Source organism: Rhizobacter sp., assembly GCA_021153565.1.
Lineage (GTDB): Bacteria > Pseudomonadota > Gammaproteobacteria > Burkholderiales > Burkholderiaceae_C > Albitalea.
In genome coordinates this window covers 1-13,517 of record JAJKJU010000021.1, presented here as the reverse complement: position 1 = coordinate 13,517, position 13,517 = coordinate 1, and the positions used below count along the sequence as shown (strand labels likewise).

Annotated in this window: 18 protein-coding genes; all 18 read right to left on the bottom strand. The window is 64.5% G+C overall.

What is annotated here, in order from left to right:
* Nucleotides 1–92: 92 nt before the first annotated feature.
* The 18 genes from AC30NL_RS01710 to AC30NL_RS01625 all read right to left on the bottom strand — a co-directional run bounded on the left by AC30NL_RS01710 (nucleotide 93) and on the right by AC30NL_RS01625 (nucleotide 13,225).
* Nucleotides 93–749 (bottom strand): hypothetical protein, encoded by a 657-nt coding sequence (locus AC30NL_RS01710; RefSeq protein WP_489462283.1) that lies wholly within the window; start codon nucleotides 747–749, stop codon nucleotides 93–95.
* Nucleotides 750–778: 29 nt separating this feature from the next.
* Nucleotides 779–1,021, bottom strand: coding sequence for a hypothetical protein (locus AC30NL_RS01705; protein WP_489462282.1), 243 nt, complete (start codon nucleotides 1,019–1,021; stop codon nucleotides 779–781).
* A gap of 137 nt (nucleotides 1,022–1,158) precedes the next feature.
* On the bottom strand, nucleotides 1,159–1,959 hold the full coding sequence (sctT, locus tag AC30NL_RS01700) for a type III secretion system export apparatus subunit SctT (RefSeq protein ID WP_489462281.1): 801 nt from the start codon (nucleotides 1,957–1,959) through the stop codon (nucleotides 1,159–1,161).
* Nucleotides 1,959–2,228, bottom strand: a complete 270-nt coding sequence (gene sctS, locus AC30NL_RS01695; RefSeq protein WP_489462280.1) for a type III secretion system export apparatus subunit SctS — start codon at nucleotides 2,226–2,228, stop codon at nucleotides 1,959–1,961. Before sctS ends, sctT begins: the two co-directional genes overlap by 1 nt.
* Before the next feature lie 13 nt (nucleotides 2,229–2,241).
* Nucleotides 2,242–2,895, bottom strand: a complete 654-nt coding sequence (gene sctR, locus AC30NL_RS01690) for a type III secretion system export apparatus subunit SctR (protein WP_489462279.1) — start codon at nucleotides 2,893–2,895, stop codon at nucleotides 2,242–2,244.
* Between the two features lie 73 nt (nucleotides 2,896–2,968).
* Entirely contained in the window at nucleotides 2,969–3,805 is an 837-nt protein-coding gene (locus AC30NL_RS01685) for a hypothetical protein (protein WP_489462278.1), read from the bottom strand.
* On the bottom strand, nucleotides 3,802–4,452 hold the full coding sequence (locus AC30NL_RS01680; protein ID WP_489462277.1) for a response regulator transcription factor: 651 nt from the start codon (nucleotides 4,450–4,452) through the stop codon (nucleotides 3,802–3,804). The genes AC30NL_RS01685 and AC30NL_RS01680 overlap by 4 nt, the downstream gene beginning before the upstream one ends.
* 17 nt (nucleotides 4,453–4,469) lie before the next feature.
* The gene (locus tag AC30NL_RS01675; RefSeq protein WP_489462276.1) at nucleotides 4,470–5,711 is read right to left on the bottom strand and encodes a sensor histidine kinase; all 1,242 of its coding nucleotides are present in this window, start codon (nucleotides 5,709–5,711) and stop codon (nucleotides 4,470–4,472) included.
* Between the two features lie 7 nt (nucleotides 5,712–5,718).
* Nucleotides 5,719–6,849, bottom strand: a complete 1,131-nt coding sequence (locus AC30NL_RS01670) for a hypothetical protein (RefSeq protein WP_489462275.1) — start codon at nucleotides 6,847–6,849, stop codon at nucleotides 5,719–5,721.
* 7 nt (nucleotides 6,850–6,856) lie between these two features.
* Entirely contained in the window at nucleotides 6,857–7,486 is a 630-nt protein-coding gene (locus AC30NL_RS01665; RefSeq protein WP_489462274.1) for a hypothetical protein, read from the bottom strand.
* Complete coding sequence (locus AC30NL_RS01660; RefSeq protein ID WP_489462273.1) at nucleotides 7,483–7,980, bottom strand: hypothetical protein; 498 nt, start codon at nucleotides 7,978–7,980, stop codon at nucleotides 7,483–7,485. Before AC30NL_RS01660 ends, AC30NL_RS01665 begins: the two co-directional genes overlap by 4 nt.
* Nucleotides 7,977–9,323, bottom strand: a complete 1,347-nt coding sequence (locus tag AC30NL_RS01655) for a FliI/YscN family ATPase (protein WP_489462272.1) — start codon at nucleotides 9,321–9,323, stop codon at nucleotides 7,977–7,979. The genes AC30NL_RS01660 and AC30NL_RS01655 overlap by 4 nt, the downstream gene beginning before the upstream one ends.
* Nucleotides 9,320–9,937: a FliH/SctL family protein gene (locus tag AC30NL_RS01650; protein ID WP_489462271.1), complete on the bottom strand. Its 618-nt coding sequence runs from the start codon at nucleotides 9,935–9,937 to the stop codon at nucleotides 9,320–9,322. Before AC30NL_RS01650 ends, AC30NL_RS01655 begins: the two co-directional genes overlap by 4 nt.
* Complete coding sequence (locus AC30NL_RS01645; protein ID WP_489462270.1) at nucleotides 9,934–10,497, bottom strand: hypothetical protein; 564 nt, start codon at nucleotides 10,495–10,497, stop codon at nucleotides 9,934–9,936. The genes AC30NL_RS01650 and AC30NL_RS01645 overlap by 4 nt, the downstream gene beginning before the upstream one ends.
* Nucleotides 10,494–11,246: a type III secretion system inner membrane ring lipoprotein SctJ gene (gene sctJ, locus AC30NL_RS01640; protein ID WP_489462269.1), complete on the bottom strand. Its 753-nt coding sequence runs from the start codon at nucleotides 11,244–11,246 to the stop codon at nucleotides 10,494–10,496. Before sctJ ends, AC30NL_RS01645 begins: the two co-directional genes overlap by 4 nt.
* A 121-nt stretch (nucleotides 11,247–11,367) precedes the next feature.
* Nucleotides 11,368–11,784 carry a hypothetical protein gene (locus AC30NL_RS01635; protein ID WP_489462268.1) on the bottom strand — a complete coding sequence of 139 codons (417 nt, stop codon included), beginning with the start codon at nucleotides 11,782–11,784 and terminating at the stop codon, nucleotides 11,368–11,370.
* 8 nt (nucleotides 11,785–11,792) lie between these two features.
* Nucleotides 11,793–12,086 carry a hypothetical protein gene (locus tag AC30NL_RS01630; RefSeq protein WP_489462267.1) on the bottom strand — a complete coding sequence of 98 codons (294 nt, stop codon included), beginning with the start codon at nucleotides 12,084–12,086 and terminating at the stop codon, nucleotides 11,793–11,795.
* Between the two features lie 38 nt (nucleotides 12,087–12,124).
* Nucleotides 12,125–13,225 (bottom strand): SctD/MshK family protein, encoded by a 1,101-nt coding sequence (locus tag AC30NL_RS01625; RefSeq protein WP_489462266.1) that lies wholly within the window; start codon nucleotides 13,223–13,225, stop codon nucleotides 12,125–12,127.
* Nucleotides 13,226–13,517 lie beyond the last annotated feature (292 nt).

Sequence of the window (13,517 nt, the reverse complement as noted above, 5' to 3'; positions counted from 1 at the left end):
TGCAAATGCTCGCCATAGCCCGGGCTATGGCTGCGCTTTGCGCCTAGATCAGGTGCCTTTTGACGCGCTGCTCGGACACGCTCGAAAAACTCTCAGCCTCTCTGACCCGACAGGCTTCGCAGCCCGTTCAGCCCCGAGCCGTGCAAGGCTTGCAAGAATGCATCGACCGCCGCCTGCGGTTCCTTCTCGCCGACTTCCCAAACCTGCGCGAGTTGCCTCAATCCGTCGCGCGTGGTCCGTGTGAGTGTGCCGCTCAGTGGGTCATCTGCCAGGGCGCGCAAGCGATCGCAATAGAGCAATCGTGCCCGGTCGTCGGCGGCGACCAAGCTGAGCAGCAAGCGCATGGCACGGTCGAAGCTTGTCGCGCTGGGCGGTGCAGAGTCGCTCGGCTGTGCGTACCAGGCGCACAGATATTCGATGGGCCCGAAGCGACGCATGGCGTTGTCATCGATTCGTGTCACCGACGCTCCCCAGGCTGGCCGCCGGCCGCTCGGAACGCGGCCGCTGCGAAGGCCTTCGATCAGGGCCCCAGCCACCGCTCGGCGTGCGTCCGGCGTGCCGCTTTCGGAGACTGTGCATAGAACGCCCAGCAGGGCGGGGTACAACTCGTCACCCAGTGCGCTGCACAGCCGCTCGAGCAGGTCGATACGCAAGGCCGCACTGCCCAGATGCGCGCACCCATCGATCAATAGCTGCGCGGCGGCGTGCCAATCGGGGTTTGAACGCAGGGAAAGCGAAGCTTGCTGCATGACGGAACCGGCAGCGCGAGGGCAAGGGCCTAACGCGTGACTTGCGCGCCACCGCACAGCGCAACGATGAAGTCTTGCTCGATCTGGTCGACGCTTTTGTGCGGGTCATGCGTGCTCACATGCAGCACTTGCTGTCCGCCGTGCTCTGTGGACGCGCCTCCATCGAGCCAGGCAGAAGCGTTTCCGGCTGACGGCCGTACTTCGGCTCGGCTCAAGGTGGACAACGATGAGGCGGTGTAAATGCCGGGCTGGAAGGATTGAATGCTGGACATGATCGGCGGGCAAGTTCCACGCAACGATAACGGCTTGAGGCTGAAATTGTCAGCTCGGGTGCATCCGAGCTAGGGTGCACCCTGATAGGGTGTCGCGTGCCAGATGACGGCGCCTGTCCGCAGCCTGCCTCAGCCTCTCAGCCTGCGGAAAACAAGCGCGCAAGCGACGGCAGCACCGCAGCGATGCGCGTCGCGAGGGCATCGCTGAAGCCCTGAACCAATGTAGCAAGCAAGAGCATCCATATCGCGATCGATGCGAGGCCCTTCATCGACATCGACACCGAATTGACGTTGAGTTGCGGCGCGTAACGGTTGATGAGCCCGAGTGACAGGTCCACGGCGAACATGACCACGAGTGCCGGTGAAGCGATGAGAAACGCCAGCGTCATCAAGTCGGCAAGGTGATGCTCGAATACCGGCACCGCGCCTATTTTCGGCACCACGTTCATCTGAGCGATGGGCCACGCCTGGAAGCTCTCGATGACCACGCCCACGAAAAGCAACATGCCACCGCCGAACATGAACAGGAATCCTGCGAATCGGCCAAGCAGTGCGCCGGAGACCGACACCTGCTGGCCTGACATCGGATCGGTCAACTGCGTGTTGCTGGTGCTGACCTTGGTGTCGACGATCTGCCCCGCGGCTTCGAAGGCCCACAGGAAGGCGGCCAGACCGAATCCGAGTGCCAAGCCGATCATGGCTTCCTTGCCGAAGAGCACGATCCATTGCGAGGTGGTGAATGTGTCGATGGCGACGGTGGGCTGCAACGCGAGCGTGAGCACGCCCATGGACAGGAAGATCGCGTTGCGAACCAGCGCCGGCACCGTGTCAGGAGAAAACACGGGGAGCAGCAAGAACGCAACAGCGATGCGTGTGGTCGAGAGTCCCAGCAATAGCGCGAGATCGCCCAGTGAGTGAATCGTGCCAAGCGAATCCATCAGCGCTTCACCATGCCGGCAAAGCCGGTCATGACGCGATCGGTGTATTGCAGCAGGGTGCCGCCGAGCAGGCTGGCCGTGAGGAATATCGTCAACACGATGGCGAAGAATTTCGCCGCATATTGAAGTGTCTGTTCCTGGATCTGCGTGGCCGCCTGAATGAACGCGATCACCAGGCCCACGATCGCCGCCACGATCACTGGCGGGGCGGACAGAACAAGTACCAGCCACAGCGCCTGGTAAGTCAGTTGCAATGCGTCGCCTTGCATGGCGTCGGCCTCCTCAGTAGTAAGACAGCACAAGCCCGTGCGACAACTTCACCCAGCCGTCGACGAGAACGAAGAGAAGCAGCTTGAAGGGCAGGGACACCGTGGTCGGTGTGAGCATCTGCATGCCCATGGCCATCAGAATGTTCGACACCACCAGGTCAACGACCAGAAATGGCAGGAAGATCAGAAACCCGATCTGAAACGCCGTCGACAATTCGCTCACCGTGAACGACGGAAGTACCACGATGAAGTCACGCTCGTTCAGTTGCACGGCCTTGTCCGCGGCAAGCGACTTCTGCGCCGTGCGAAGAAAGAAACTCCGCTCGCGTGGATGCGAATGCTTGATCAGGAACTCGCGCAAAGGCTCCTTGGCCGAATCGGCCGCCGAGAGCAGCGATTTGGTGCTGGTCCCAAGAGCCTCGATGCTGCCGATCTTGTCGCCCATCTGCTGTCCCACGGGATACATCACATAGACCGTGAGCACGATGGCCATGCCGTTCAACACCACGTTGGGCGGAACCTGCTGCAAGCCCAGCGCATTGCGCAACAAGCTGAGCACGACGACGATTTTGGTGAATGACGTGACCATCACCGCGACGAAGGGCGCGAGCGCCAGGACAACGACGGTGACGAGGGCGGAGGACGGTGAGAATTGTGTGAGGTCCATGGAGGGCTCAGGTAACGACGAGCAGGGGTCTTTTGGCGTGATGAGCGTGCATGAGCGAAATGCTCTCAGCCTCTCAGGCGGGTTGCGCTTCGGAAATGGAGCTTGTGGTCGCCTGCGTGGCGGCGTTGCCGTGTGGCCCGGCGAGCCACAGGCCCGTCCCTTGCAGGGCGGGAATCAGCGTGCCGCGCGCCAGCGCCGTCTCGCGCCTGGGCGCGATGAGGACTGCGCAAGCCTCGGCCTCGTCGATCGTCAAGCAGGACGTAGGTCCACCTGAGCCGTGTTCGATGCCGAAGCATTGCTGGACGCCCACGCACAGTGGGGTGGCGAGCATCACGCGCCAGTCGTTCCGGTGGTCTTCGACGATCGCAACGGCAGCGCCTGCAATCTGCAACGGCGAGCCGGGTCCGGCCCACACCGCCGGCATCTCGATGCCGAGTCGGCGCTCGACCAGCCGGACTTTCCAGGGCGAATCGAAGGAGCCGGGCAGAAGCAGGACGCCGCCGATGTTCCATGCGTTGCGCGGAAGTGGCGTCTTGGCAAAGCGCGCCAATTCGAGTTCGAAGACGAGATCGTTCCATTCGACACCGTCCAGCGCCGCCGGCCAGCCGCGGGATTCCCGAATCAAGTCAATGGGCAGGCGCAAACGGGTGCCCACCGGTGCGAGCGCCGAATCGCACACGGTGGCGTCGAGTTCATTCGCACCGTGTTGGACTGCTTCAGACGGAGCCGGGTCAATGTCGACGTCGAGCCAGCCTTCCAGTTCGGCGAGCAAAGGTTCTGCCATTGCCAGCGCCAGCGCAGCGCCTACGGCGTCGTTGCATGCATCGTGAACAGGCAGCGCCAGTTGCAATCGGCCCAGCGGCGTCTTTGCCTCGAAGCAGAGCAAGTCGGGAATGCGATGCGCACTCATAACGCTCGTCCTGCGAAATTAATCTTGGTCAAGTGCGACAGCGACTGGGCGCAGAGCTTTTCCATCATCCGGCAGCGGTGCAACTCGACCGTTCGATAGCTGATGCCCAGCAACTGGCCGATGACCTTGTTGGCCTTGTCCTCCACGACAAGGTCGAACACCTGGCGTTCGCGTGGCGTCAGCCTGTCCAGGCGCTGCTGCCATTCGACCGCAGCCTCGTCGACCTGGGGCTCGGGCGCTGCGCCTGGCCCGAGCGTGAGGCCGGACGCCGGGCGTGCAGCGAAAGCCCGATCCAGCGCCTGCTCGAGCGCCTCATCCGCAAAGGGCTTCTCCAGAAAGCTCACTGCGCCCTTTTGCATCGCGTGCACCGCGAGCGCCACGTCACCATGACCGGTCATGTAGATGATGGGCAGGTCTACCCCGTGCTCTTGCAACTTGTCATGCAAATCGAGCCCGCTCATGCCGGGCATGCGCACGTCGAGAAGCAGGCATGCGGGGCCAGCGGGTGGTTGCGCCTGCAGGGCGTCGAGGGCGGCAACCGGATCGGCGAAATCCACCACGTCGTAGCCTGCGCTTGCAAGCCACCATTGGGCGGAGCTTCGGAACTCGGCGTTGTCATCGACGATGAAGATCGTGCGAGCGTTCATGGTGTCCTTGTGGAGCGTTAAGCGTTATTTGTTGATGCGGCTTCGCAAGCCAAGGGCAGTGCGACATGAAAGGTGCAGCCGCGCGCGGTGTCGGCTTCCGTGTCGTCGCCGTTCGCGCTGAACCACAGGCGGCCCTGGTGCAGTTCGACGAATGACCGGCAGATGTTCAAACCAATGCCCATGCCATTCGGCTTCGTCGACTGGAAGGGGACGAAGAGACGCTGGTGAGCGTCTTGCGGAAGACCGCAGCCGTTGTCACGCAAGGCGAGCACGGCCTCGCGTCTGTCAGGTTCCACCGACAGGCGAAGCGACAAGTTGCGTGCAAGCGGTGCGTCGCTGTTTGGCGCGTTCTCGCGCATGGCCTCAAGCGCATTGCGCAGCAGGTTCACGAACAACTGCTGAAGCATGACCTCGTCGCCCATCACGGGGCAGGGCATTGGCGTCAGATCAATGTCGACGGACACCCCGTCACGCAGGATTTCCCAGTCGAGCAAGGCCAGCGATTCGCGCACGACGTTCGCGAGGTCCAAGGGCTCGCGACGCGGCTGACGCGAATGGGTGTACTCGCGAATGCGGGCAATGATGCGCGCCGCGAACAGCGATTGATCGAGCGCGAGTTGAACCCCCTGGAGAGCGGCAGGTGACGAGGCAGCGTCGGCGTGTGCGGCATTCTTCCGTTCGAGACGCGTGCGAATTCCCCTCAGCACATTCGTGACGGTGCCGATGGGTTGATTCAACTCATGTGCCAGCGTCGAAGCCATCTCGCCGACGGACAGGGCGCGCGAGGTGAACAAGAGCTTCTCGCGGTCTTCGAGGTGCCGTCGAGTTGCGCGTTCGCGTTCCATGGTGTGGCCGTCCCCGTCGAGCAGACGCAGCGCTGCGACGCCGGGGGCCACTGCTGTCGCTTGAACTTCGATGCCACCGGCCGCGCTGCACCACTGAATGACGCGGGTTGTGACATCGCCTCGCGATGCGTGGGCACGGCCGAGCTTGCCCAGGGCGATCTGAACGCCGGGCAGGTGCTGTTCCAAAGAAGCCAGCGTGTCCTCGGCCGCTACACAACAATGCGCCTGAAACGCGGGGCTGCACCAGCGCAGCGTTCGGTGCGTCAGGTCAACGAGTGCGACGCCGCGATCGAAGGCGTCGAGCGCGAGGGTGGCGTCGCCGGAGTCGACGGCAGTCTTGTCGAGGCTGGTCTTGGGCGCAGGCCCTGCAGAGTTGAGTAACCCGGTGTCGTTGACGACGAAGGCGGTGTTCATGGCGTTCTCATGAAGCGTGAATGAATTCGTTCGGGGCATGGCTTTGTTGTTGTGATCGCGATGCACAAAGGCCGCGAGGGCATAGCAAAGCAAGCACGCTCCACTGAGAGCCGAGAGCCTGCTGAAACCGATGCTGGTCGGCGATGTCGAGGCATGCGTTGACGGTGTCGAGCAAGCTGGGCGGTGCGGACCCAAGTCGCAGCACCAGTGCACACGCGTCTTTGGGCATGGGCGAGGGGTGGCGCGACTGCAATCGGCCGGGGCCCGCGATGCCGGCTTCACGGTGCAGCCGCCACGCGGTCCATTCGGATCGGGCGCCATGGCCCTGCCACCAACGAGCGGCAAATGAACGGGCATCGCCGCCCACCTTGGCGGCGTCTGCTCCATGCGGCGACAAGAGATGCATGCGCGCAGTGGCATGGCGTCGTGCCTGGGCTTCGCTCGGAACGATCAAGATCACCCGGCGCTGAATGTCGAGTTCTCGCAGCGCGGCGTGTTGCTCGCCGTCAACGAGCCATTGCCGCAAGGTGGTGTAGTCGGGGTCGTTGGCGAACACAAGGGCGTCTGCGTCTTGAGCATCGTCGTCGGTCGACTCGCGTTGGGCGGCATCGTCCGCAGCACTGTCGTCTGGCATGTATTCGACCTCGTCATGCCATGCGTCCTCCCCGGTGTCGTCGTCGACCCCGGCAGACGAGTTCGGCAGATGCGTGGCTCTTTGCAATTCGGCAGCCTGCGTGTGCAGCGGGGAAGTGGGCGTGGGCAAGACCTGGCTGTCGAGCGGCCGTGATGCCGCAGCCGTGTCGACATCGGCGTGCACGTTCAAGGCTCGCACCTGGCGTTCAGTCGCGTTGCTGGTGCCTTGTGTCTGCGCTGCCAATGCCGCAAGCGTTGCGCGGCCGTCGGTGATGGGGGGGGTGTCCGGCAGCATGCTCGCAGACGTGGACGAAGCATCGGCGCGAACGACATCCGTGCCCATGCTGCTTGCGCTGACTGCCGTGTCTCGGCCCATGTTCCCGAGATCAGCAGAGTGCGGCGCGGGGGTCGGCTCGGCGGGCGCAGCCGAATCCCCGCTCAGCAGCGCACGCACCGCGTCGAGTGTCACGCTGACTGTTCCGTCGATGGCCTGGATGGCGTCCATGGTGGTCTCAGCCTCTCAGGTGGCTGGTTTCGTCTTCGCTTGAGTCGGGCTGCTTGACATGCAGGCAGCCCAGCGCAGTGCCGCGCATGACGAGGCGGGTGCGCAGGCGGGCGACGCTTGCGCCGAGTGGGCCGCGGATGCACGTGGTGGTGACTGCCACATCCACGCAGCCGCTTGGGGTGCGTTCAAGTTCGATGCGTTGCAATGGAACGCCGGCGTCGGCGAACTCGAGTTGCAATCGATGCGTGGCGTTGCCAGCGACGAGCGGGACTGCCGTCTGCCGCAGGAGCGCCGCGTCTTGCGTTCGCAGCCCGGATGCAATCCGGGAATCGGCCTTGGCCGAAGGCACATCTCCCGATTGCATTCGGGCTACGAAATGCTGGGGCTGCGGGAGTGGCCCCGGCAAGGCCATCGCGGCCTCCAACGCCGCTTCGTCGTCGGACGCCTCTTCGTCTGCGGCACGCCGCAACGCGCCCTCGAAATCCGTCCGCTGCCTCTCCTGCACCGCATGGCCCACGCGGGGCACATCGTGATGCCTGGCTGCCGCGGCGTCGTTGGATTTCCGCGTGCCTGTCTGCGCATTGAACTCACGCGCGGGCTGGATCGAACGATTCGAATCTGCAGGCGACACGCTCATGGCGTTCCCTCCAACATCACCGATCTCGGTGACACGTCGACTTCCCTTTCGGCGCGCTCCTCTGCCGCAAGTGTTGCGTCACGCCGCGTGGTCTCATGGAGCTTCTCCACCGCGTCGCAGCGCGCCACGGCCTTCTGCCACGCGGCATGCGCCTCATCGAAGGCGCTTTGCGCTTGCGTCAGCACTTCCTCGTCATCGATGAGCGCGTACTCGGCGCGCTCGAGTGCATCGTCGAGAACCTCGCGGCGCGCACTGGCGAACGGAGCGAGCAAGGCCATGGCCGGCGCGATCGCGACCACACTCTCGCCGAGTGCATTGCGCTCGACCCGAAGCCGCTGCACCTGGGCTTCACGCTCGAGAACGGCTTGCTGCGCCGCATCCCGCTTGGCCCGAGCAGTCTCGCGTTCGATGCGCGCTGCCTCTGCTCGAAGCTTGCGCAAGCGCAGCAGCTGCGCGACTTCCAGGATGAGCGCCTTGCTTGAAGTCGCGCTCATGCAAGCACCTCCTGCAGGCGATGCAGCATGTCTTCGAAGGCGGAGGCTTCGTCCGGCGGCTGCTTCAACAGCGACTCAATCGCCGGCCAGCGCTCGATGGCGTCATCGGCCAGGAGGTCGCTGCCGCTGCGGTATTCCCCCACCTGAAGCAGAAAGCGGATTTCCTTGTGCTTGGCCATCAGTGCACGCAGCCGCAATGCCGCCTGGGCGTGGGCCGGCTGTGTCACTTGACTGAACACGCGGCTCGCGCTCGCCAGCACGTCGATGGCGGGGTAGTGGCCGGCCTGCGCGAGTTCACGCGAGAGCACGACGTGGCCGTCGAGAATGGACCGCACTTCCTCGGCCACCGGGTCGCTGCCGTCCTCGTCTTCCGCGAGCACGGCATAGAAGGCGGTGATCGACCCGTGTTCGTCGTTGCCCGCGCGTTCGAAGAGCCGCGGCAGCTCGGCAAACACCGAGGGCGGAAAGCCGCGCCGCACCGCGGGCTCGCCGATGGCGAGGCCGATTTCCCGCAGCGCGCGTGCATAGCGGGTGACGGAGTCCATCAGCAGCATCACGCTGGCCCCACGGGCGCGAAAGCCTTCGGCGATGGCGGTGGCGGCTTGAGCGGCACGCAGACGTTCCATCGCCGGCCGGTCGGAAGTGGCGACCACCACCACCGAACGCGCCAAGCCTTCTTTACCGAGGCTTTCGTCCAGAAACTCGCGCACTTCACGCCCGCGTTCGCCGATGAGTGCGATGACGTTCACGTCGCTTGCGGCCTGTCGTGCCAGCATGCCCATGAGCGTCGACTTGCCTCCTCCAGCCATTGCAAAGACACCGACGCGTTGCCCTTCGCCCACGGTCAGGGCGGAGTCGATGGCGCGAATGCCCGTGGCAAACACTTGGTCCACGCGCAAGCGCTGCAAGGGGTTCGGTGCGTCTGCATGAACCGAGCGCCAGGTGCATTCGCCGGTGTCGAGCGGCAAACTGTCCAGCGGCGTGCCGAAGCTGTCGACCACGCGGCCAAGCAAGGCATCTCCACAAGGGATGAGAGGCGCATCGGCGACGACTTCAACTTGCGCGTCGCTTGCCACGTCGTGCAGACCGGCCAGAGGCACGAGGATGGCCTCGCCGTGTGACAGCCCCACCACCTCGGCACGCAGCCCGACACCACTTGCCCCGCGCACGAGACATTGCTGCCCGATGCGCGCCGACAGTCCGCTCACGCGCAAGGTCGTGCCGAAGGCTTGCACGACACGACCACGCTGGCCCACAGTGCGTGCGTTCTGCAGCGATGCAATCAGTTCTGCGGCCAGCTCGGCGGGACTGTTGCCGTGCACTCGGGGGCGGATGCTTTTCATGTGGCTACCTTCGATTCGCGCGCGTTCAAGGACTTGGCCACTCGCGCGAGCTGTGTTTGCAAACCGGCCAGGAGCTGCCCGGTGGGCGTATCGAAAACACAGTCGAGTGCGCACAAGCTCAAGTCTTCTCGCACCTCGAGTTGTGGTGTATCGGCCAGGTGATCGCGCACGGCGGCGGCGACATCAGGGTGCACCCGAACGACGGCGGGTTGATCGGGCAGAAGTTCTTCGCTGGCCCGCCTCGCGAGTGCGGACACGACATCGGCAGAGGCAAGATCGGTGGCAATGCGCTGCACCACTTGCACGCTCAACGCGACGATGGCCTCGCGAATCTCTCGCGCCTCCAGTCGCGCAGCGTCGGCGGCCTTTTGCCATGAGGAGGCGAGGGTCGCGCTGGTTTCACGCAGGGCTTTGTCGTGACCTGCCGCGAACCCGGCGCTGCGGCCTTCGACAATCGCATTCGCGAGACGTGTCGACTGCGACGCGTGCAGTTGATGCAAGTGGTCGAGCAGATCCGCGGCAGATGAACACGCGCTCCATTCGTCTGGTCCCAGCCAGGGCTTGTCGGTGGCAAGGCTCGTTCGTGTCGTGCGATGAATCGCGACAAAACTCATGCGGCGCTCCTCATTTCGTCAGGCTGTTCTGCGTCGCAGAGCGCGCACGCGGCAAGGGCCGTGCGAACGACTGACTCGGCGGCGCCCACATGGATGGCCCTCAGCAAGGGCCCGGCATCGGGCCACAGCCGCGTGCGCAGGGCGTCGCGCAAGCCGGACTGTTCGATGCTGGCGAGCAGCCAATCCCGTCCGGTCGAATCCACCAGTTGTTCGAGCGATGCCGCGTCGATGGCCATTGGCTCCAGCAGAGCCGTCGCACCGACATCGGGCTCATCACTCAAAAGCGCCTTCAATGCGGCCGGCCCCAGCCGTTCACGCAGGCGAACCAGCATCCGCCCGTCGATGCAGCGCTTGAGACTCGCCGCATGCGCGCGCGTGCCGGTGGCACAGGCGAGTCGATCCAAGGTCTTGCGGTCTTGCGCGGCCCAGTCAGGCGTGGCCGACAGATCGCTCCATGAAAGCCCCGCGCGAACCGGCGAATCCGCCAACAGTCTCGCGGCCTGCGTGCGCCGATGCCGAACGGCGGCTGCAGTGGCGGTGGTCGTCACTGCTTCCATCATGCGCGTCTCCGAGTCGTGCCCTTGTCGCTGACTGCAGCCAGTGCGACATGACGAGGCTGCGTCGGCGCAGGCTTTTTGCGCAGCCACCACCACAGTCCTGCTCCCGACATCAGCGCGAGCGCGCCCGCTGCAGCGACCCACCACAGCGTCGTGTCAAGCGATCGCAATGGCCCGGCCGGCGCCACGGTGCGTGTCGGCCAGGGTTCGGCGGGAAAGAGCACCACCGTCACGTTGTCATAGGGCAGGCCTTGAATCGAATTCACGACGAGGGCCTTGATGTGCCCCATGCGGGCTTCGAGATTCACGCCGGGCCGGTGCTTGATGAACACTGACGCGGCGGCAGGGGGTGCTTTTTCCGCCAGCGGGTCCTTCTCGGGCACCGACAGATGCACCCGCGCCATCACCACCCCGTCGATGCTCGCGATGGTGTTCGAAATCTCCTGCGACAAGGCGTGGGTGAGCCGGGCGCGCTCTTCCAGCGGAGAAGACACGAAGCCTTCCTTCTTGAACACCTGCCCGAGGGTGTCGAAGCCTTCGCGTGGATAGCCCGCTGCGCGCAAGACCTCGACCGCTTGCGCGAAGCTGTCCTTGGGCGCTGTCACAGCGAAGAGGTTGTTGTCGCGGCCTTGCTTGTCGGCGTCGATGCCGGCGTTGCGCAACACCGCGACCATCTCATTGGCCTGGCGTTGCGACAAGTCGGAAAACACGTCTTGCTCGCCGCACGCGGTGAGCAAGAGCGTGCCGGACAAGGCGAACCCGCAGACAAGCGGACGCCACCAAGCGGCCACCTCGGATGCGGCTTTGCCTGGCCGTTGGCGACGCCCCCGTGAGGGGGAGGCGCCAAAGCTGCTTCTGGAGGAGATCATGTCTTCAGGCCTGCTGACGGAAGAGCTGCTGCAATCCATCCGACGTACGGTTCGCAACGTTGGCCGTGAGCTGGCAATGGAACATGAATTCATGGCACTTCACCGTCATCAGGACCATCTCGGAAGGCGTGAGTGAACGCCCGGTGTCCACGGCCGACTGCGCTTGCGCAGACAGCGTCGTCGCTTCGCCGTTGATGTGTTCAAGCGGCTTGAAGAGTGCCTGCATCGCGTGGCCCGGCATGTGAACGGGCGCCGGCTGGACGGTGATGCCGCCGGCCGCGCCGCTCGCTTGCGCACGAGCAATGGCTTGCTCGAACGCACCCACGTCCGTCAGCGAGGCGCCGTAGCCGGCCCTCACCGTTGGCGTGGGCGCGACACCGGCGCCCGGGTCCATTGGCAGGAAAGCGGGGCTGGTCATCATGATCCGCGTCAGCTCTTCTGCGCCATGGTCTTCAGCGCTTCGCCGGCTGACGAGATGGCCGTGTGCGAGCCGGTGGACAAGAAGCCCATCTTCAGCGTCTCGGCGGTCAACTGCGTGATGGTGGCGGGCTTGTCGTCACCGGCCGAAATCTGGCTGGAGATGTTTTCGATGCTGCCGGCCTCGCGGTCAAGGGTCTGTCCCCAGGCATCGGCCATGGCCTCGAACCAGCTTCCGCTCTTGCTTTTGTCGGTGAGCGTGGGTGCGGCAGCCAGGGTGGCGAGGGGGTTGATGGCAGTGCTCATTTCTTACTTTCCTTGGGTTTTGGTTGGTTGGGTAGAACTCAGAACTTCAGCGGCTGTTTATTGCCGCCCTTTTCAAGCACGACTTCGTGCTCGCCGATGGATGCAATGCGATGCCCGGTGGGCAGCAATGCACCTTCGAAATAGCGGGACCCGTCGGCTGTGACCACATACGACGGATCGCCGGGAACGATGGATGCGACACGCTTGCCCGGGTCTTCGACCACGGGTGTGTTTTCCGGTGGAGGCGGTGGCGGCACATTGCGCGCGTCGATCACCGACAGGCCCGGCACGTCACGGCGTGCGACGGACTTGATCTGGTCGAGACGCTCCACGTCGCTCTCGCGCGTGGACACGAGGACCGCGCCGGGCCCGGTCACCTCTGCTTGTGCGGTGATGCCATTGACGCGATAGACGTCGAGCACTGCGCTGGCCACCTGTTCGTTGACCCACACCGACACGCGCGGCGTGAAAGGCTGGCTCGCCAGCACCTCTTCGACACGGGCTCTCTGGGCATTGGTTTCCAGATAGCCGGTGACGGATATTTCCCCGACAGGCGAGGCTTGGACGACGAGGCGCGGAAAGCCCGCGGCTTGCAGCGATGCTTCGGCACGGGACGCCAGTTGAGCCGCGGTCGGCGGGACGGGTGTGGCCGCATAGGCGAATGCAAGCACTGCCATCGACACGGTGGCGAGTGCGCCGCCGCCGACGATCAGGCGGCGCGACCAGCGGTGGGCGTGGCCCGTGTGTGCGGCTTGAACATCTGCCGATGCGTCGTCGGCGACCGAGTCAGCGACGTGCGTCCTTTCTTCAGACGATGATGACCACGCACCGTCTTGCTCGCCCACGGCAACCACGGTGTCACCGAGATGCAGCGGGGTGTACCAGGGCAACTCGATGCGCTCGCCTTGGCGAACCACTTGCTCGCCGACACGAGCATCGCCGTTCAACACGTCCACGGTCACGCCGTTTCCGCTCGGAGTGACTGTGACGCGGCGGCCCGCGAGACCGTCGCCGCGCAGCACGATGTCGCTGTCCCATTCGCCGCTGACCGTGGTCGATGCGTTCGTCGCAACGCGGCATCGAGCGCCCTGCTGCTCGCCGTCGAGCACGCGCAGTTCGAGATCTGACGGGTGATTCATCGCATTCATTCCCGACGCAGGAAACGGCGTTCGTACATCGAGACCGCAGGGGGTTTGAGGTCCGTCGGTGCTGAAAAGACTGAGGAAGGAGCCATTGGTGTGATCGGTGCTGTTGTCGCAGGTGCCAGTGCCGGTGCGGGTGCCGGTGCCGGTGCCGGTGCCGGTGCCGGTGTGGGTGCGGGTGCGGGTGCGGGTCTTGGTTCAGGTGCAGGTGCAGGTGTAGGTGCAGGTGCATGTGGATGTGCAGGTGAACGACCAGCCGGCATCTCCCTTGTCGTAGCGCGCCTGCCGC

Excerpts from the sequence above, each read along its gene's own strand:
- AC30NL_RS01710 (WP_489462283.1), bottom strand. The coding sequence starts at position 749 with ATGCAGCAAGCTTCGCTTTCCCTGCGTTCAAACCCCGATTGGCACGCC.
- AC30NL_RS01705 (WP_489462282.1), bottom strand. The coding sequence starts at position 1,021 with ATGTCCAGCATTCAATCCTTCCAGCCCGGCATTTACACCGCCTCATCG.
- sctT (WP_489462281.1), bottom strand. The coding sequence starts at position 1,959 with ATGGATTCGCTTGGCACGATTCACTCACTGGGCGATCTCGCGCTATTG.
- sctS (WP_489462280.1), bottom strand. The coding sequence starts at position 2,228 with ATGCAAGGCGACGCATTGCAACTGACTTACCAGGCGCTGTGGCTGGTA.
- sctR (WP_489462279.1), bottom strand. The coding sequence starts at position 2,895 with ATGGACCTCACACAATTCTCACCGTCCTCCGCCCTCGTCACCGTCGTT.
- AC30NL_RS01685 (WP_489462278.1), bottom strand. The coding sequence starts at position 3,805 with ATGAGTGCGCATCGCATTCCCGACTTGCTCTGCTTCGAGGCAAAGACG.
- AC30NL_RS01680 (WP_489462277.1), bottom strand. The coding sequence starts at position 4,452 with ATGAACGCTCGCACGATCTTCATCGTCGATGACAACGCCGAGTTCCGA.
- AC30NL_RS01675 (WP_489462276.1), bottom strand. The coding sequence starts at position 5,711 with ATGAACACCGCCTTCGTCGTCAACGACACCGGGTTACTCAACTCTGCA.
- AC30NL_RS01670 (WP_489462275.1), bottom strand. The coding sequence starts at position 6,849 with ATGGACGCCATCCAGGCCATCGACGGAACAGTCAGCGTGACACTCGAC.
- AC30NL_RS01665 (WP_489462274.1), bottom strand. The coding sequence starts at position 7,486 with ATGAGCGTGTCGCCTGCAGATTCGAATCGTTCGATCCAGCCCGCGCGT.
- AC30NL_RS01660 (WP_489462273.1), bottom strand. The coding sequence starts at position 7,980 with ATGAGCGCGACTTCAAGCAAGGCGCTCATCCTGGAAGTCGCGCAGCTG.
- AC30NL_RS01655 (WP_489462272.1), bottom strand. The coding sequence starts at position 9,323 with ATGAAAAGCATCCGCCCCCGAGTGCACGGCAACAGTCCCGCCGAGCTG.
- AC30NL_RS01650 (WP_489462271.1), bottom strand. The coding sequence starts at position 9,937 with ATGAGTTTTGTCGCGATTCATCGCACGACACGAACGAGCCTTGCCACC.
- AC30NL_RS01645 (WP_489462270.1), bottom strand. The coding sequence starts at position 10,497 with ATGATGGAAGCAGTGACGACCACCGCCACTGCAGCCGCCGTTCGGCAT.
- AC30NL_RS01635 (WP_489462268.1), bottom strand. The coding sequence starts at position 11,784 with ATGATGACCAGCCCCGCTTTCCTGCCAATGGACCCGGGCGCCGGTGTC.
- AC30NL_RS01630 (WP_489462267.1), bottom strand. The coding sequence starts at position 12,086 with ATGAGCACTGCCATCAACCCCCTCGCCACCCTGGCTGCCGCACCCACG.
- AC30NL_RS01625 (WP_489462266.1), bottom strand. The coding sequence starts at position 13,225 with ATGAATCACCCGTCAGATCTCGAACTGCGCGTGCTCGACGGCGAGCAG.